Source organism: Promicromonospora sp. NPDC057488, from assembly GCF_042802395.1.
Classification (GTDB): domain Bacteria; phylum Actinomycetota; class Actinomycetes; order Actinomycetales; family Cellulomonadaceae; genus Promicromonospora.
The window spans coordinates 20,881-36,689 of record NZ_JBHVEG010000053.1 but is presented as its reverse complement, the minus strand read 5'-3'; the positions used below and the strand labels follow the sequence as shown (position 1 = coordinate 36,689).

Annotated in this window: 19 protein-coding genes; 8 read left to right on the top strand and 11 right to left on the bottom strand. The window is 72.7% G+C overall.

The window, feature by feature from the left end:
• From ACFU5G_RS13330 to ACFU5G_RS13305, 6 genes are all read right to left on the bottom strand, one after another.
• Nucleotides 1-903: DEAD/DEAH box helicase (locus tag ACFU5G_RS13330; RefSeq protein ID WP_377244955.1), on the bottom strand; the 903-nt coding region annotated here is incomplete at its 3' end.
• Nucleotides 904-989: 86 nt separating this feature from the next.
• Nucleotides 990-1,730, bottom strand: coding sequence for a twin-arginine translocase subunit TatC (tatC, locus tag ACFU5G_RS13325; RefSeq protein ID WP_377244952.1), 741 nt, complete (start codon nt 1,728-1,730; stop codon nt 990-992).
• A gap of 36 nt (nt 1,731-1,766) precedes the next feature.
• Nucleotides 1,767-2,057 (bottom strand): Sec-independent protein translocase subunit TatA, encoded by a 291-nt coding sequence (tatA, locus tag ACFU5G_RS13320; protein ID WP_377244949.1) that lies wholly within the window; start codon nt 2,055-2,057, stop codon nt 1,767-1,769.
• A 166-nt stretch (nt 2,058-2,223) separates the two neighbouring features.
• Nucleotides 2,224-2,556: a hypothetical protein gene (locus tag ACFU5G_RS13315; protein ID WP_377244946.1), complete on the bottom strand. Its 333-nt coding sequence runs from the start codon at nt 2,554-2,556 to the stop codon at nt 2,224-2,226.
• An 11-nt stretch (nt 2,557-2,567) separates the two neighbouring features.
• Nucleotides 2,568-3,587 (bottom strand): helix-turn-helix transcriptional regulator, encoded by a 1,020-nt coding sequence (locus ACFU5G_RS13310; protein ID WP_377244944.1) that lies wholly within the window; start codon nt 3,585-3,587, stop codon nt 2,568-2,570.
• On the bottom strand, nt 3,580-4,761 hold the full coding sequence (locus ACFU5G_RS13305; protein ID WP_377244941.1) for a helix-turn-helix transcriptional regulator: 1,182 nt from the start codon (nt 4,759-4,761) through the stop codon (nt 3,580-3,582). The genes ACFU5G_RS13310 and ACFU5G_RS13305 overlap by 8 nt, the downstream gene beginning before the upstream one ends.
• 34 nt (nt 4,762-4,795) lie before the next feature.
• On the opposite strand from ACFU5G_RS13305, the gene ACFU5G_RS13300 reads away from it, so the two are divergent.
• The 7 genes from ACFU5G_RS13300 (at nt 4,796) to ACFU5G_RS13270 (ending at nt 10,903) form a co-directional block, all read left to right on the top strand.
• On the top strand, nt 4,796-5,968 hold the full coding sequence (locus ACFU5G_RS13300; RefSeq protein ID WP_377244938.1) for a DUF3866 family protein: 1,173 nt from the start codon (nt 4,796-4,798) through the stop codon (nt 5,966-5,968).
• 56 nt (nt 5,969-6,024) lie between these two features.
• Nucleotides 6,025-6,798 (top strand): DUF4129 domain-containing protein, encoded by a 774-nt coding sequence (locus ACFU5G_RS13295; RefSeq protein ID WP_377244936.1) that lies wholly within the window; start codon nt 6,025-6,027, stop codon nt 6,796-6,798.
• Nucleotides 6,795-7,301: a hypothetical protein gene (locus tag ACFU5G_RS13290; protein ID WP_377244933.1), complete on the top strand. Its 507-nt coding sequence runs from the start codon at nt 6,795-6,797 to the stop codon at nt 7,299-7,301. The genes ACFU5G_RS13295 and ACFU5G_RS13290 overlap by 4 nt, the downstream gene beginning before the upstream one ends.
• Nucleotides 7,302-7,368: 67 nt before the next feature.
• Nucleotides 7,369-8,328: an AAA family ATPase gene (locus ACFU5G_RS13285; protein WP_377244960.1), complete on the top strand. Its 960-nt coding sequence runs from the start codon at nt 7,369-7,371 to the stop codon at nt 8,326-8,328.
• Entirely contained in the window at nt 8,325-9,734 is a 1,410-nt protein-coding gene (locus ACFU5G_RS13280; protein WP_377244930.1) for a DUF58 domain-containing protein, read from the top strand. The genes ACFU5G_RS13285 and ACFU5G_RS13280 overlap by 4 nt, the downstream gene beginning before the upstream one ends.
• Nucleotides 9,731-10,342, top strand: a complete 612-nt coding sequence (locus ACFU5G_RS13275; protein WP_377244928.1) for a hypothetical protein — start codon at nt 9,731-9,733, stop codon at nt 10,340-10,342. The genes ACFU5G_RS13280 and ACFU5G_RS13275 overlap by 4 nt, the downstream gene beginning before the upstream one ends.
• Before the next feature lie 51 nt (nt 10,343-10,393).
• Nucleotides 10,394-10,903: a Dps family protein gene (locus ACFU5G_RS13270; RefSeq protein WP_377244925.1), complete on the top strand. Its 510-nt coding sequence runs from the start codon at nt 10,394-10,396 to the stop codon at nt 10,901-10,903.
• A 111-nt stretch (nt 10,904-11,014) separates the two neighbouring features.
• On the opposite strand, the gene thpD is transcribed toward ACFU5G_RS13270, so the two are convergent.
• The 4 genes from thpD to ectA all read right to left on the bottom strand — a co-directional run bounded on the left by thpD (nt 11,015) and on the right by ectA (nt 14,330).
• Nucleotides 11,015-11,911 (bottom strand): ectoine hydroxylase, encoded by an 897-nt coding sequence (gene thpD / locus ACFU5G_RS13265; protein WP_377244922.1) that lies wholly within the window; start codon nt 11,909-11,911, stop codon nt 11,015-11,017.
• Nucleotides 11,908-12,309, bottom strand: coding sequence for an ectoine synthase (locus tag ACFU5G_RS13260; RefSeq protein WP_377244919.1), 402 nt, complete (start codon nt 12,307-12,309; stop codon nt 11,908-11,910). Before ACFU5G_RS13260 ends, thpD begins: the two co-directional genes overlap by 4 nt.
• Entirely contained in the window at nt 12,306-13,679 is a 1,374-nt protein-coding gene (gene ectB / locus ACFU5G_RS13255; protein WP_377244916.1) for a diaminobutyrate--2-oxoglutarate transaminase, read from the bottom strand. Before ectB ends, ACFU5G_RS13260 begins: the two co-directional genes overlap by 4 nt.
• Before the next feature lie 132 nt (nt 13,680-13,811).
• A complete protein-coding gene (gene ectA, locus ACFU5G_RS13250) occupies nt 13,812-14,330 on the bottom strand; it encodes a diaminobutyrate acetyltransferase (protein ID WP_377244913.1) in 519 nt (172 codons plus the stop codon).
• Nucleotides 14,331-14,487: 157 nt separating this feature from the next.
• Here ectA and ACFU5G_RS13245 point away from each other — a divergent pair, with 157 nt between their 5' ends.
• Nucleotides 14,488-15,120, top strand: a complete 633-nt coding sequence (locus tag ACFU5G_RS13245; RefSeq protein ID WP_377244910.1) for a GNAT family N-acetyltransferase — start codon at nt 14,488-14,490, stop codon at nt 15,118-15,120.
• A gap of 52 nt (nt 15,121-15,172) precedes the next feature.
• Here the strand turns inward: ACFU5G_RS13245 and ACFU5G_RS13240 are convergent, their stop codons facing one another.
• Entirely contained in the window at nt 15,173-15,781 is a 609-nt protein-coding gene (locus ACFU5G_RS13240) for a tyrosine-type recombinase/integrase (protein ID WP_377244907.1), read from the bottom strand.
• Between the last annotated feature and the right edge of the window lie 28 nt (nt 15,782-15,809).

Here is a 15,809-nt window from a genome sequence, read left to right as displayed (position 1 = left end):
GGTGTTGATCGCGCCGCTCGGGCGGTCGGCGCGGCGGCCGTTGCCGCCGCGGTACCCGCGGTCGCCCCGGCCGCGCCCGCGGCCTCGTCCGCCGTGGTCTCCGGGGCGGTTGCCGCCGCGCCCGGACCGGAACGCGGCGGTCAGGTCGGGGTTGATGGGCGGGTTGGTGCCGGGGTCGGTCGGGTCGACGTGCCCGGCGTACAGGTCGAGCATGCGGGGCTTGCCGCGCGGTTCGGGCGACGACATGAGCACGTGCTGCCACAGGGGCACGGGCCGCCGCTCGGAGACGACGACGGCGGTGTCGCCGCGGACCATCTCCAGCCAGTCGCCGAACTCCTCGGCGTTGGACACGGTGGCGCTCAGGGAGACGAGCTGCACGTCGTCGGAGAGGTGGATGATGACCTCTTCCCAGACGGGGCCGCGGAAGCGGTCGGCCAGGTAGTGCACCTCGTCCATGACGACGTACGCGAGCCCGTCCAGGGTCGAGGACCCGGCGTAGAGCATGTTGCGCAGCACCTCGGTGGTCATCACGACCACGGGTGCCTCGCCGTTGATGGTGGAGTCGCCGGTGAGCAGGCCGACGTTCTCGGGGCCGTGCCGGCGTACCAGGTCGGCGTACTTCTGGTTGGACAGGGCCTTGATCGGCGTCGTGTAGAACGCCTTGCGTCCGGAGGCCAGCGCGAGGTGGACCGCGAACTCGCCGACGACGGTCTTCCCGGCCCCCGTGGGGGCCGCGACCAGGACGCCTCGGCCCTGTTCCAGGGCCTCGCAGGCGGCGACCTGGAAGTCGTCGAGCTCGAACCCGATGACCTCCCGGAAGAGGGTCAGTTCCGGGTGCTCAGCCGCCGAACGGCTCTGGGACCGGAAGGCCGAGTACCGCTCGGCGGGGCTCAGGTCGTTCATGGTGCACAGCCTACGGTCCCTGTGTGACACAGCGGTATGACACCGCCGTGCGACACGGGGACCGCAGGCCGTCAGACCTCAGGCCGTCAGACCTCGACCTCGGCCAGCCGCTTCTCCACGCGCCTGTCGTGCAGCAGCGCCACCCCGACGGCGGCGAAGTACAGCACGCAGATCGGCAGCGCCACCAGGACCATGGTGAGCGCGTCCGGCGTGGGGGTGATGATCGCGGCGAACGTGAAGGCGACCAGGATCGCCCACCGCCAGCCGCCCAGCAGCCCCTTGCCCGTCATCAGGCCCGCGAAGTTCAGGCCCACGAGCAGCACCGGGGACAGGAACGCGAGCCCGAACGCGATCAGGAGCCGCATCACCAGCGACAGGTACTCCTGCGCGTTGGTGAACGCGGTCGCGTTGTCCGGCAGGAAGCCCGACAGGATCTGGATCGCGTGCGGGAACACGAGCCAGGCCATGTACGCGCCACCCAGGAACAGCGGGAACGCCGCACCGACGAACCCGTACGCGTACTTCTTCTCGTTCCTGTTCAGGCCGGGCGTGATGAACGCCCACACCTGGTACAGCCACCACGGGCAGGTGAGGAACACGGCAAGGAACAGCGACGACTTGATCTTCAGGTCCAGTGCCGCCATCGGCCCGGCGAAGTTGAGGGTCATCTCGTTGCCGCGCATCTCCTCCGCCACGACCAGGGGTCGCTGCAGCAGGACGAGCAACGGGTCGTACAGCAACCACCCCAGGATCGCGCCCACCACCAGGCCGAGCGCGATCAGGACGAACCTCTTGCGCAGCTCGAGCAGGTGCTCGAGCAGTGGCATCCGACCGTCGGACGCCCGTCTCGTTCGTGCCACCGATCAGGCCTTGGGGATGTCGCGGTCCTTGTGGTCGATCAGGCCGGGGGTCGACCCCGTTCCTGAACCGGTACCCGTCCCGGTGGTGCTCGAGTTGGTCGCGGTGCCCGGCGCGTTGTCGGCAGCGTTGCCGTCGTCGTTCTTGTCGTCGCGCAGGTCCTTGACCTCCTTCTTGAAGATCTTCATCGACTGTCCGACGCTCTTGGCCAGGCCCGGCAGGCGGCTGGACCCGAAGAGCAGGAGGACGACGACGAGCAGGACGATCCAGTGCCACGGTTGCATTGCGCCAGCCATGGTTACTCCTTACGGTGCGGTGCTGATTGTGGTGCGGATATGCCCGATCCTACGCGGATCCGGGGGGCGAATTGGTAGCCCCCCGGTAGACGGCAGGTAGCGACACCCGCCACGGCGGGCCGGAAACCCCCGGAACGACGAGCGGGACACCACGGGCGGGGTGTGATTACTCGTTGAACTGCTTCCACTTCTGCCACGTCGCCACGTTCCGTGCTCGCCGCGCGTCCCGCCGGCCCGCACGCGCCACCCGCTGCGCGTGGACGCGCTGGTAGTGGATCGTGACGTCGTCGAACAGGCTCGGCCCGGCGTGCTGTGTGCTCGCCGCCTCCCGTGCCTGGTCGGACAGCTCCTGCAACCGGTCGGCGGACTCCCCGAACCGTTGCGAGGCCCGGCCCAGCTCCTCCAGGAGCCCCTTGGCCGATCGCCACAGAGAACGGGCCAGAAAGAACGCTCCGACGAGGGCCCCCACGATCAGGAGGGTCCATACCCAGAACCACATGGTCGCCCAGCCTAGTGGTGATCGGGCGATGTGGCTGCGTCGCGCCCGCCTTCGCCCGCCTCACCCGCCCCGTACAGCGCCAGCGCCTCGCTCGCGCTGCCCGCGACGTCGTCCGCCAGGACCGCCGGCGAGACCGAACGCACCAGCGGCGCCAGCCGCACCAGGGAGCTGCGCAACCACCCCGGGTTCGTCACGCGCAGCGTCACCTCGAAGTCCCCGTCGGGCAGGTTGCGCACGGACTCGACCGGCACCTCCTCCGCGAACCACCGCGCCCGCGGCGCGAACCGGATCGTCGCCAGCGGCGACGAACCACCCGCGAACAGCGCCGCGAAGTCGATCTCCGCGCCCGACTCCCCCGGGTGCGCCTGCACCGGCACGTCCGTCTCGACGGCCTCCAGGATGCGGTCCACCCGGAACGTACGGGGCGCGTCCGCGCGGTAGCACCACGCCGCGAGGTAGGCGAACTCGTCCTGCGTGTGCAGCCGCACCGGGTCCACCTCCCGCTCGCTGACCACGTCCGACGACGTCACGTACCGGATCCGCAGCCGGTGCCGGTTCGTCAGCGCCGACGAGATCGCCGCCACGACCTGCCGGTCCCCGCCCGGTGCGAGCCGCACGTCCACGGCGCTCGCGGCCTCACCGGTGGCGTCGGTGAGCTTGCCCAGGGCGGACTCGACGACGGCGGAGCGCGCCGGGTCGGCCTGGACGGCGTCCGTGGCCTTCATGGCCCGCAGCGCCGCGACCAGCGCGACCGCCTCACGGGTACCGAGCCGCAGGGGCCGCGTCATGCCGCGCGCCTCGGTCAGGTGCACCACGCCGCGGTCGATGGAGGCGGCGTCGAAGTCGATCAGGTCGTCCGGCCAGTACCCCGGGGTGCCGGACACCCACAGCGCGTCGACGTCCTTCTGGATCTGCGCGGGGGTGGTGCCGAACCGGCCCGCGAGGTCGGCCACGGACACGGGCCCGGCGCCGTCGAGGTAGGCGACGATGCCGAGCAGGCGCAGCAGGCGGTCGTCGGCGCGCTCAGCCATGGGAGGCCTCCGTGGGTGCGGTACGGGTGGTGGCGGAGGTGGCGCTCGCGGGCCCGACCGGGCCGACCGATCCGGGTGGGTTGCCGAGCGCGGCCGCGGCTCTCAGCCGCCGGATCGTCTCCTCGCGGACGGCCTCGGGTTCCAGGACGACGAGCGCGGCGCCGTACCCGGCGGCCTCGGACGCCATGCCGGTCAGGGACCGGTAGGGCACCTGCAGGACGTCCCACCCGGCGGGGTCGCCGGCCAGGGCGCCGGCGGTCGCGGTGAGCTGCGTGTCGTAGGTGGTGCGTTCGCCGTCGGGCACGGCCTTGGCGCGGGCGCGCAGCGCGCTGGCCCGTTCGGGGCGGACGGCGACGACGGCCTGCCGCATCTCGCCGTGGGTCTTGCCGAGCATGGCGTCGGTCTCGAAGTCGGGGACCTCGAAGGCGCCGGCGGGTCCGGTGACGCGCACGCGGGACTCGATGCGGGTCATGCGGAACACCCGGGGCGCCTGCCGGTCGCGGTCGAAGCACATGAGGTACCAGCCGCCGTCGCGGGCGGCGATGCGCCACGGTTCGACGTGCCGGACGAGCACGGCCCCGTTGTAGGCGGCGCGGTAGCTGAACGTGACCACGCGGCGGGCCTCGATGGCCTCCATGAGGGGCCCGTAGGCGTCGCCGACGGCCCGCACGGACGGCGCGAGACCGGCCAGGGCGTCGGCCGACGGGTCCCCCGCCCCGGCGGCGCGCAGCTTGACCATGGCGCGCGTGATGTCGGTCTGCAGCGTCTTGTCCTGCCAGAACTGCGCGGCCAGGGACAGCACGCCCAGCTCGGCGGGCGTGAGGTCGACCGGCGGCAGCGCGTAGGCGTCCTGGTCGATGCGGTACCCGAGCTCGTCGGTGTGCCCGCCGGTGCCGACCGTGACCACGGGGATGCCCAGGGCGCGCAGCATGTCCTTGTCCCGCTCGAACATCCGCTCGAACGCCTCGTCGCTGGGCGCGTCGGAGTAGCCGGCCACGGCGGTACGCACCTGTTGCTTGGTCATGGCGGCGTTCGTGTTCACGAGCGCGATGACGAGGTTCAGGAGGCGCTCGGCCGGATTCAGCCCGGAGCTGGGCGCCTGGTTCGACGGCGTGCCGGATGACGCACCGGGTGGCACCGTGGGAGATGAGGTGGGGGGCAGGTCGCTGGACATCAGGACAACGGTATCGGGCGGTAACCTCCACCGTGTGATGACGTGGCGGATCGGGACCGTGATTTCCACAGGCAAGTCGTGGCGAGGAGCCCTCGAGCTCCAGGTGACGCTCGACCGGCCCCTGCCCGGGGACGGCGCGACCGGACCGCTGACGGTCCGGGCCCTGGCCTACACCGACCTCGTCGGTGAGCCCGCCGTCGGCGACGCGCTGCTGCTGAACGTGTCCGCGCTGGCCCGCGGCCTCGGCACCGGCGGGTACGCCCTCGTCGTCGGCCCGGCCGCACCCGGCACCATGCTCCCGGCCGACCCCGCCGTGGGACCCGGCCACCTCGTCAAGGCCCGGTACACGCCCCTGCAGACCATGGTGCTCGGCGTCGACGAGCAGGAGTCGCCCCACCACGCCACCCTGGCCGACGCCGACAGCCTCGACGGCATGCCCGTCGTCGTCGCCGACCTGCACTCCGCCCTGCCCGCCGTCGTCGCCGGGCTGCGCCACGCCGCCGCCGCGGCCGGACGCGACCCCGGCGACCTCAAGGTCGCCTACGTCATGACCGACGGCGGCGCCCTGCCCGCCGCGTTCTCCCGCACCGTCGCCGCCCTGCGCGACACCGGCTGGCTCAGCACCTGCGTCACCGTGGGCCAGGCCTACGGCGGCGACCTCGAGGCCGTCACCGTGCACACCGGCCTCCTGGCCGCCCGGCACGTCGCCGGGTGCGACGTCGCCGTCGTCACCCAGGGACCCGGCAACCTCGGCACCGGCACCCGCTGGGGCTACTCCGGCGTCGCCGCCGGCGAGGCCGTCAACGCCACCGCCACCCTCGCCGGCCGCCCCGTCGCGTCCCTGCGCGTCTCCGGCGCCGACCCCCGCGACCGCCACCTCGGCGTCTCCCACCACTCCCTGACCGCCTACGGCCGCGTCGCCCTCGCCCCCGCCGACGTCCCCGTACCCGTCCCCACCGCCGACGTCGAGAACCTGCCCGCCTGGGGCGCACCCCTGACCGGCCGCGTCCACGACCAGGCCCGCACCCTCGCCGACACCACACCGCACACCCTCGTCGACGTCCCCGCCGACACCACCCTCCTCGACACCCTGCGCACCTCCCCCGCCGGGCTGCGCACCATGGGCCGCGGCCTCGACGCCGACCCCGCCTCCTTCGTCGCGGCCGCCGTCGCGGGCGTCCACGCCCACCAGCTCACCACCGGATGACGCACAGGACACACGACAGGACGCACGACGACGTGCACGACGGGAAGCAGCACCGGATGCCACAGCCGACACCACGCACCGCACCCCGAGCACGCCTCGCCCTGATCTGCCTGCTCGTCGTCGTCGCAGTGCTCGGCGCGGCCACCGCCACCCCCTGGACCACCGGCACACCCCGGCTGCCCACCGTCGAGATCTCCCAGGCCCCACCGTCCCAGCCCGTCGCCTCCGGCACCCCCGAAGCACCCCCCGGCCAACGAACCGAATCGGCCGACAACCGCTGGATCGTCCTGGTCCTCGTGACCCTCGTCGGCCTGCTGATCGCCGTCCTGCTCACCCTCGCCGTCCGCAAGCTCCTCGACATCCGCCGAGAACCCACCGACACCGACCCCGACACCCTCGCCGCCGGCACCAGCACCGACATCCTCGGCGACGACATCGACCTCCCCGAGCTGCAGGACGCCGTCACCCGCGCCCTCGCCCACCTCGAAGGACACGCCCGCCCCCGCGACGCCGTCGTCGCCGCCTGGGTAGCCCTCGAAGAAGCAGCAGAACGCGCCGGCACCCGCCGCGACCCCGCCCAGACCCCCACCGAGTTCACCAGCACCGTCCTGGCCGCCACCCCCGCACCACCCGACGCGACCGCCCGCCTGCGCACCCTCTACCAGCGCGCCCGCTTCACCGACCGACCCGTCGACACCACCGCCGTCACCCAGGCCCGCACGGCGCTCGCGGACATCGCACGCACGCTCGACGTCGACCGATCTGGCACCGACCGATCTGGCACCGACCGGCCCGACGCCGAGCCCGGAGAGGAGCCCCGAGGCCGATGAACCGGCACTGGAACTGGCGGCGACTCGTCGCGATCACGGTCACCGCCGGGATCGTCGCCGGCGGGCTCGCCTTCTGGCAGGTCATCGACCCCTGGCACGCCGCCGCGGCCACGGCCGTCACCGCCGCCCTGGCCGCCCTGTGGGCCAGGACCGAGAACACCGTCGCCGACCCCGAGTGGCCCCACGTCGTCACCGAGGCCCGCGCCGGCGGACGGCACGACGTCTCCGACCTGAGCTGGTCCACCTTCACGCGCGACGGGCGCGTCACCGAACGCGTCGTCCGCCGCGTCCGGGCGCTCGCCGCCGAACGGGTCCGTGCCCACGGCGTCGATCCTGCCGACCCGGCCGCGCTGCCCGAGGTAGAACGGCTGCTCGGCGCACGTGTGGTGCGTCAGCTCTCGTCCCGCGAGGCGCCGACGGCCCGGACCCTGCAGACCTGGCTCGACGCGATCGAACGCCTGGGGCCCGCCCCTTCCGCCACCCCCGAGGAGAACCGTGCCTGACCTGAACGAAACCCCGGACGCCCGCACCGGCACGCCTGCCGAGGTCCGCCCGGGCACCACGGACCCCCTGCCCGTCGCCGACGTCGCCGCGCTCGGGGAACAGGTCCTCGCCGAGGTCGGCACCGCCGTCGTCGGCATGCGCGACGCGCTCCAGGTCGCGCTGGCGACCATCCTCGCGGGCGGGCACGTGCTGTTCGAGGACGTGCCCGGGCTCGGCAAGACCCTCGCGGCCCGGTCCCTGGCCGCGGCGCTGGGCCTCGACTTCGCGCGCCTGCAGTGCACGCCGGACCTCCTGCCGGCCGACATCACCGGCTCGTCGGTGTTCGACCCGGCCACCCGCACGTTCGAGTTCCGGCCCGGCCCGGTGTTCACCGGCCTGTTCCTCGCCGACGAGATCAACCGCACCGCCCCCAAGACCCAGTCGGCGCTCCTGGAGGCGATGGCCGAGCGGCAGGTCTCCATCGAGGGCACCAGCCGTGCCCTGCCCAGCCCGTTCCACGTGCTGGCCACGTCCAACCCCGTGGAGTACGAGGGCACCTACCCGCTGCCCGAGGCGCAGCTCGACCGGTTCATGGTGCGCCTCGCCGTCGGCTACCCCGACGCCGACCAGGAGGCCGAGGTGCTGACCCGCCGGCTCGCGCGCCGGCAGGAGGCCGCGCCCGTGCGCCAGGTCGTCGAGCCCGCGACGGTGCTCGCCATGCAGGCCGGCACCGAGGCCGTGCCCGTGGACCCCGACGTCGTGCGGTACTGCGTCGACCTGGCCGCGTCGACCCGCGGGCACACCGCCCTGGAGGTCGGGGCCTCACCCCGCGGGTCGCAGAACCTCGTGCTCCTGGCCCGTGCCGTCGCCGTCCTGGACGGGCGCGACTACGTGCTGCCCGAGGACGTCAAGCGTGTCGCGGTGCCCGTGCTCGCGCACCGCATCACGCTCACCCCGACCGCCTGGGCCTCCGCGACCCGCCCCGAGGACGTCGTCTCCGACCTCCTGCGGGCCGTGCCGACCCCCGCCACGGTCCGGAACGCATGACCGTCGGCGGCGTCATCGTCTCCGACGGCCGCACCTCCCGGGGTGAACGCGCCGACGGGCGCCGCGGCTGGCAGCTCACGTCCGCGTACACCGCGGCCGTCGCCGCCGGCGTCCTCCTGCTCGCCGTGGGCGTGCTCGCCGGGCGGGCCGACCTCGCGCTGATCGGCGTGCCCGGGCTGCTCGCCGCGGCCTGGGCCCGGTCGGGGCGCCCCGGCAGCGTCGTCGGTCCCGGCACCGTCGCCGACGCTGACGACGACGCCGCGGCGGTACCGCGCGGCACCCTCCGGGAGCCCGAGGGCTCGGCCACCGCCGGTGAGCTGATCGCCACGCTCCACGTCGCCCCCGGCGCCGCCGACGTCGTCCACCTGCGCATCGGCGCCGCCGGGCACCGCACCACCGAGGTGGCCCTGCACGCGACACCCGCGCGCGACGTGCCGCTGCGCCTGTCGTCCGTCCGCACCGGGCCGCAGGACACCTTCGCGATCGACCTGCGCGGCTCGCTCCACGCCACCTGGGAGCAGGAACCCGTCCAGGTCGGCGGCACGCGCCGCCTCGTCCTGCCCGCCGCGGCACCGCTCGGCAGGCTGCCCCTCCCGCAGCGGCTGCGCGGCCTCACCGGCCCCCACTCCTCCCGCCGTCTCGGCGACGGCGCCGAGCTGCGCGACATCCACCCCTTCACCCCGGGCGACCGCCTGCGCCGCATCGACTGGCGCACCACCGCCCGCCGCTCCCCCGACCTCGACACCCTCTACGTGCGCCGCACCTACGCCACCGCCGAGGCCACCGCGGTGCTCGTCGTCGACTCCCGCGACGACGTCGGACCCGACCTGCACACCTGGCGCGGGTACGGCACCCTCCGCGTCGACGAACCCACCTCCCTCGACCTCGCCCGGCACGCCGCCGCGTCCGTCGCCCGCGCCCTCGTCGAGGGCGGCGACCGCGTCGGCCTCGAAGACCTCGCCCGCCGACGCCGCCCCCTGCCGCCCGCATCCGGCCGCCGCCACCTGCGCCGCATCGTGCACGGCCTGGCCCTCGCCCACCCCAAGGACCGCGCCTCCGTCCACCGGGTCCGCCCACCCCAGGTCCCCGCCGACGCCATCGTCTACCTCTTCACCACCGTGCTCGACGACGAACCCCTGCACCTCGTGCGCACCTGGCGCGCCAAGGGCCACCCCGTCGTCGTCATCGACACCCTGCCCGACGTCCACCCCGTCACCGAGAGCCACCTCCGCATCGCCTGGCGCATCGCCCGCCTCGAACGCGACGACCGGCTCGCCGCCCTCACCGGGGAGGGCGTACCCGTCATCCGCTGGGCCGGCTCCGCACGCGACCAGGCCACCATCCGGTTCGAGGCCCTCGCCCGCGCCGCCGAACGACACGTCCCCGGACGGACGGGCACCCCATGAACCCCACCCGACCCGCCGACTGGTCCCGCCTCCTGCAGCGGACCCGCCTGCACCTGGCCAACGACCCCACCGCGCGCCCCCTGCCCGAGATCACCGTCGAGACCGGCCCCACCCTGCGCGGCTGGACCCTCCGCCTCGCCCTCCTCGTGCTCGTCCCCACGCTGTTCCTCACCGCCGCCTCCCGCACACCCGAGCTGTCCACCGGGATCGTCTGGACCCTGGCCGGCCTCCTCACGATCCTCCTGACGGCACGCCCCACCCCCGCGACAGCAGCCACCGCCCTCGTCCTGGCGGCCGCGCTCTTCTGGGGCCTGTCCCCGGGCGGGGACGACGGCCAGGCGTTCGACCCGTGGTCCCTCCTCGTCGCACTCCAGGGCTACCTCGTCGCCCGCCTCACCTGGTGGGCCGCCCACGTCCCGCTCCGCGGCCGCGCCGAGATCGCCGCACTGCTCACCGGCTGGCGACGCGACCTGGCCGTCCTGGGCGGCACCGCACTCCTCGCGGCGCTCGCGATGCTCGTGGCCGGGACGACCCTGCCGGGCACCGTCCTGCTCGCCGCCCTCGGCGTCGCCGGCATCGCGTTCGTCGCGCTGGCGACTCACCGCTGACCGCGTGACGATGGACGCGTCCCACCGCCGGCCGGAACAGGAGGACCCCACATGTCCCCGAAGCTGCCCCGCTACACCGTCCCGTCCCTCACCCCCGAGCAGGGGGCCGAGGTCGCCGAGATCCTGCAGCAGCGGCTGCACGCGCTGAACGACCTGCACCTGACCCTCAAGCACGTGCACTGGAACGTCGTGGGCCCCCACTTCATCGGCGTCCACGAGATGCTCGACCCGCAGGTCGACGCCGTGCGCACCATGGTCGACGAGATCGCCGAACGCATCGCCACCCTCGGCGTCGTGCCCATCGGCACCCCCGGCGCCCTGGTCGCCGCCCGCACCTGGGACGACTACGCCCTCGGCCGCGCCCCCGCCATCCAGCACCTCGCCGCGCTCGACGACGTCTACGCCGGCGTCATCACCTCCCACCGCAACGCCGCCGACGCCACCGCCAAGCTCGACGACGTCACCAACGACCTGCTCATCGGCCACCTGCACGACCTCGAGCAGTTCCACTGGTTCGTACGCGCCCACCTCGAGTCAGCCTCCGGATCCATCACGGAGTGACCCCCGGTAGGGAACACACGGAAGCGCAGGCCACCAAAAGGTGACCTGCGCTTCCGTGTGCGGGTACCGGGGTACCGGGGTACCGCCCGGGGCCCACCCGGTCCGACCCGCTCAGCCCACCGGAGTGAAGTCCCGGCTCCCCAGGAAGTCCGGCCGCGCACGCTCCGCCGCGAACGGCTCCACCGCCGTGTTCTTCACACTGTTGTAGACCAGGAAGATGTTCGACCGGGCATACGGCGAGATGTTGCCGTTCGACCCGTGCATGCAGTTGCAGTCGAACATGATCGCGCTCCCCGCACCGCCCGCCAGCACATCGATCCCGTGCTCGTCCGCCATCCGCGTCAGGATGCCCTCGTCCGGCGTCCCCGCGTTCTGCATCACCAACGACGACCGGTAGTTGTCGTTCGGCGTCCGGCCCGTGCACGACACATACGTCCGGTGCGTCCCCGGCATGATCATCAACGGACCGTTGAACGAGAAGTTGTCCGTCAACGAGATCGAGATGCTCACCGTCCGCATCCGCGGCAGCCCGTCCTCCGCGTGCCACGTCTCGAAGTCCGAGTGCCACGCGAAGTCACCACCACCGAAACCCGGCTTCAGGTTCACCCGGCTCTGATGGACGTACACGTCAGACCCCAGGATCTGCCGCGCCCGGCCCACCACCCGCGGATCCCGCGCGATCCGCGCGAACACCTCGCTGCTGCGATGCACGTCGAAGATCGTCCGCACCTGCTGCGAGCTACCCTCGACGATCGTGCGCTCGTCCGCCCGCACCACCGGATCCGCCGACAACCGCTCCAGCTCCGCCCGGAACCCGTCGACCTCCTCCGCGGTGATCAGGTCCTCCAGCACCAGGTACCCGTCCCGGTCGAAACCGTCCAGCGCCCCCTGGTCCAGCGGGCCGTCAGCGGCACCACCCCACACCACCCGGTCCTGCCGCGGCAGCTCCGCCGCATCACCCTCCACCCGCGTCGGGTACAGGTCCGCACCCCTGGTCCCCGCCGTCATACGGCAGCCTCCTCCTCGACGACCAACGGATACACCCCGTCCGCGTCATGCACCTCCCGCCCCGTCACCGGCGGGTTGAACGTACAGATCAGCCGTAGGTCCGTCGTCGGACGCATCGTGTGCTTCTCGTTCCCGTCCAGGAGATACATCGTCCCGTCGGAGATCTGATGACGCTCACCGGTCTCCCGGTTCTCCAGCTCACCCGTACCACCCACGCAGTACACCGCCTCGATGTGGTTCGCGTACCACATCTCCGTCTCCGTACCCGCGTACATCACCGTCTCGTGGAACGAGAAACCCACCCCCTCCGACGCCAGCACGAACCGCCGGCTCCGCCACGTCTCCGACCGCACATCCCGGTCGGTACCCTCCAGATCAGCCAGTCGAGTGACAATCACTTGCGCTCCTCTCCTCGGGGGTCATTCCCTACGACGCCGGTGCCCTCACCCCGGTACACCGGCGCACCCAGCACCTCGGCGCTCGCTGCCGCGATGATGTCGATGCCGGACAGCAGCTCGTCGGAGCTGATGGTCAGGGCGGGCATGGTCTTGAGCACCTCGTCCTCCGGCCCGGACGTCTCGACCAGCAGGCCGCGCTCGTACGCCGCGGCGGCGATCTTCGACGCCGCGGACGGGTCGGCGAACTTGATGCCCGTCAGGAACCCGCGCCCCTTGACGACGGCGCCGTCGTAGCCGCTCGCGATCTGCGCCAGCCCGGCGTGCAGCTCGGCGGCGCGGTCGCGCACGCCGGCGGCGAACTCGTCGTCGGCCCAGAACTGGTTCAGTGCCGCGGTGGCCGTGACGAACGAGGTGTTCTGGCCGCGGAACGTGCCGTTGTGCTCGCCCGGCTCCCACTGGTCCAGCTCGGGGCGGATCAGCGTGAGCGCCATCGACAGCCCGAAGCCGGAGATCGACTTGGACAGGCACACGATGTCGGGCACGATGCCCGACTCCTCGAAGCTGAAGAACTCGCCCGTGCGGCCGCAGCCGGCCTGCACGTCGTCCAGGATGAGCAGGATCCCGTGCGCGCGGCACAGCTCCGAGAGGGCGCGCAGCCACTCCGGCCGCGCGGCGCTCAGCCCACCCTCGCCCTGCACCGACTCCACGATGATCGCGGCCGGCTTGTCGACGCCGGACCCGCTGTCGCTCAGCACCCGCTCGAGCCACAGGAAGTCCTCCGTGGCGCCCGAGAAGTAGTCGTCGTACGGGATCTTCGAGCTGTTGGTCAGCGGCAGGCCCGCGCCGTTGCGCTTCATCGAGTTTCCGGTCACCGACAGCGCGCCCAGCGTCATCCCGTGGAACGCGTTGGTGAACGACAGGATGTGCTGGCGGCCGGTCACCTTGCGGGCGAGCTTGAGCGCGCTCTCCACCGAGTTGGTGCCCGTGGGCCCGGGGAACATCACCCTGTAGTCCAGGTCGCGCGGGCGCAGGATCCGGTCCCGGAACGTCGTCAGGAACTCGCGTTTGGGCGCCGTGTGCATGTCGAGCGCGTGGACTATCCCGCCGCTGCGCAGGTAGTCGACCAGCGCGTCCAGCAGGACGGGGTGGTTGTGCCCGTAGTTCAGGGCACCGGCCCCGGCGAAGAAGTCGAGATAGCTGCGGCCGTCCTCGGCCTGGATGGTGCTGCCGGACGCCGTCGTGAACGTCGCGGGCCAGTTGCGGCAGTAGCTGCGGACCTGGGACTCGATCTCGTCGAAGATGCTCGTCGAGGAGGACTCCGGGGAGCTGCTCGTGGGGTGGTCGGTGGGCATGGCTGTGTTCGGGCGCATGGCTCCTTTCCACGGTCCGGCCCTGGTGGCCGGACTCGGCTGGGGTCGTTCGGGACGTGCTGGTACGTACAGGGTCGTGCTGTCCTGCTGTCCTGCTGGGTCCTGCTGTGGGGATTGGTGACCGGGACGAGGTCAGGAGAGTGGCCCGATGCGGAACACGAGCTCCGCGTCGTGGCCGTCAGGGAACGCCTCCGTGGGGAAGACGGTCCGCACGTCGACGGGCGCACCCTGGGCCGACGCGAAGGACATGAACAGGGCGATCGACGCCGTGTTGTCCGAGGTGATGGTGGTCTCGACGTGGGTGCACCCCGGGTGCTGACCCGCCAGGTGGGCGAGCATCCGGGACGCCAGCCGCTGTCCGCGGTAGGCGTGGTCGACGGCCACCTGCCAGACCATCAGGGTGGTCGGCTCGTCGGGCCGGACGTAACCCGTGACGAACCCCGCGGGCTCGCCGTCCACGGTCACGACCACCGACGTCCGGGCGAAGTCACGGGCCCAGAGGAGGTACGCGTAGGACGAGTTCAGGTCCAGCGTCTTGCTGTCGCGCGCCAGGCGCCACATCGCTGCTCCGTCTTCGACGGTGGGCTCCCTCAGCGCCACCGTGGTCTCGGTCGGATGGATGTGCTTGAGTTCCTCTTCGAGGTTCTGCATGACAATTCGACCGTAACGAACTTGGTCGACAATTGCACATTGCGATCACGTGACGAACGCATGACCGGCGTGTTCCTGCGGCAAACTCGGGGTAACGACGCCGGGGTCCCGCCGGGCGCCGCCGGAGGGTCATGAAGTCGCGGGTACTGTGTCGCGGGTGACCGAGCCATTCATCCGTCAGTACCGCGTCGCCGACCGGGCCGACGTCGCCGACATCTGCGTCCGCACTGCCGCGGCCGGCGGCGACGCACGCGGCGTCTACTCGACCGACGACCTCATGCCCGAGGTCTACGCCCTGCCCTACGTGGACCACTCCCCCGACCTCGCCTGGGTGGTCGAGCACGAGGGTCGCGCCGCCGGGTACATCGTGGCCGCCGCCGACACCGAGGCTTTCGCCGAGTGGTGGGCCCGCGAGTGGACGCCGGGCTTCGTCGCCCGCCACCCGGAGCCCGGTCCGGCCACCGATGCCAACCCCGGCTACACCGAGGCCCAGCTCCTGCGCGACGGCGCCGACCCGGAGCGCATGGTCCGCGGGCTGCGCAACGGAGAGCTGACCACGCACCCCGCGCACCTGCACATCGACCTGCTGCCCGTGCTGCAGCGCCGCGGCCTGGGCTCGCGCCTCATCGACACGCTGCGCGCCGCGCTGGCCGAGCGGGACGTGCCGGGCGTGCACCTCGGCTACGCCGTCGAGAACACCGCCGCCCGCAAGTTCTACGACCGCTACGGCTTCGCGGAGCTCCCGTCGTCGACCGCGACGTCCCCGCTCCTGGGCATCGCCAGCTCCTGAGCCGTCCCTGAGCCCCGCTGCCGACCTGCCGACCCGCCCCGCCGCGCCGAGGTCAGCGGTCCTCGCGTGCCGCGTCGATCCAGGCGCGACGGACCTGCTCGAAGCGGGTCGGCAGGGGCGGGCGCAGCGCGCCGTAGCGCGCGTTGGTGCGGTGCACGAACCGGCGCCATGACAGCACCAGCCCCTGCCGGGTGATCGGCAGGCCCGAGGCGACCGTGGTGCCGTTGTCGTGCGTGTGGTGCACCGTCAGCAGCAGCGCCCGCGGCACCGAGCCCTCCAGCTCGGCCGCCAGCTCCTCGCGCACCACCATCCAGTGCCGGAGCAGCACCACCAAGTCCGCCGGCAGCAGGTGCCGGTGCGGCGTGCGGTGCTTGCCGTGCCGCACCAGCACGCTGCCCTCGGTCGCCTTCGCCCGCGCCGGCCCGAGGTCGATGTCCTCGACCCGCACGCGCAGCAGGTCCCCGTACCGGGAGCCGGTCGCCCGCACCAGCCCCGTGATCACCGCCAGGCGCGCCGCCTCCGGCTTGGCGCCGGGACGCATCGCCTCCGTGGACAGCTCGCGCCACACCCACTCGGCCTCCTCGAGGCTCACCGGGGGCCGCGGGTAGCGGCCGGGCTCCCCGGCCCTGGCTGGTGGTGACGTGGCATCGGCACTGGTCATGGTTCTAATCTACGCTTGGCACACTATT

Excerpts from the sequence above, each read along its gene's own strand:
- tatC (WP_377244952.1), bottom strand. The coding sequence starts at position 1,730 with ATGCCACTGCTCGAGCACCTGCTCGAGCTGCGCAAGAGGTTCGTCCTG.
- tatA (WP_377244949.1), bottom strand. The coding sequence starts at position 2,057 with ATGGCTGGCGCAATGCAACCGTGGCACTGGATCGTCCTGCTCGTCGTC.
- ACFU5G_RS13315 (WP_377244946.1), bottom strand. The coding sequence starts at position 2,556 with ATGTGGTTCTGGGTATGGACCCTCCTGATCGTGGGGGCCCTCGTCGGA.
- ACFU5G_RS13310 (WP_377244944.1), bottom strand. The coding sequence starts at position 3,587 with ATGGCTGAGCGCGCCGACGACCGCCTGCTGCGCCTGCTCGGCATCGTC.
- ACFU5G_RS13305 (WP_377244941.1), bottom strand. The coding sequence starts at position 4,761 with ATGTCCAGCGACCTGCCCCCCACCTCATCTCCCACGGTGCCACCCGGT.
- ACFU5G_RS13295 (WP_377244936.1), top strand. The coding sequence starts at position 6,025 with ATGCCACAGCCGACACCACGCACCGCACCCCGAGCACGCCTCGCCCTG.
- ACFU5G_RS13290 (WP_377244933.1), top strand. The coding sequence starts at position 6,795 with ATGAACCGGCACTGGAACTGGCGGCGACTCGTCGCGATCACGGTCACC.
- ACFU5G_RS13280 (WP_377244930.1), top strand. The coding sequence starts at position 8,325 with ATGACCGTCGGCGGCGTCATCGTCTCCGACGGCCGCACCTCCCGGGGT.
- ACFU5G_RS13275 (WP_377244928.1), top strand. The coding sequence starts at position 9,731 with ATGAACCCCACCCGACCCGCCGACTGGTCCCGCCTCCTGCAGCGGACC.
- ACFU5G_RS13270 (WP_377244925.1), top strand. The coding sequence starts at position 10,394 with ATGTCCCCGAAGCTGCCCCGCTACACCGTCCCGTCCCTCACCCCCGAG.
- thpD (WP_377244922.1), bottom strand. The coding sequence starts at position 11,911 with ATGACGGCGGGGACCAGGGGTGCGGACCTGTACCCGACGCGGGTGGAG.
- ectB (WP_377244916.1), bottom strand. The coding sequence starts at position 13,679 with ATGCGCCCGAACACAGCCATGCCCACCGACCACCCCACGAGCAGCTCC.
- ectA (WP_377244913.1), bottom strand. The coding sequence starts at position 14,330 with ATGCAGAACCTCGAAGAGGAACTCAAGCACATCCATCCGACCGAGACC.
- ACFU5G_RS13240 (WP_377244907.1), bottom strand. The coding sequence starts at position 15,781 with ATGACCAGTGCCGATGCCACGTCACCACCAGCCAGGGCCGGGGAGCCC.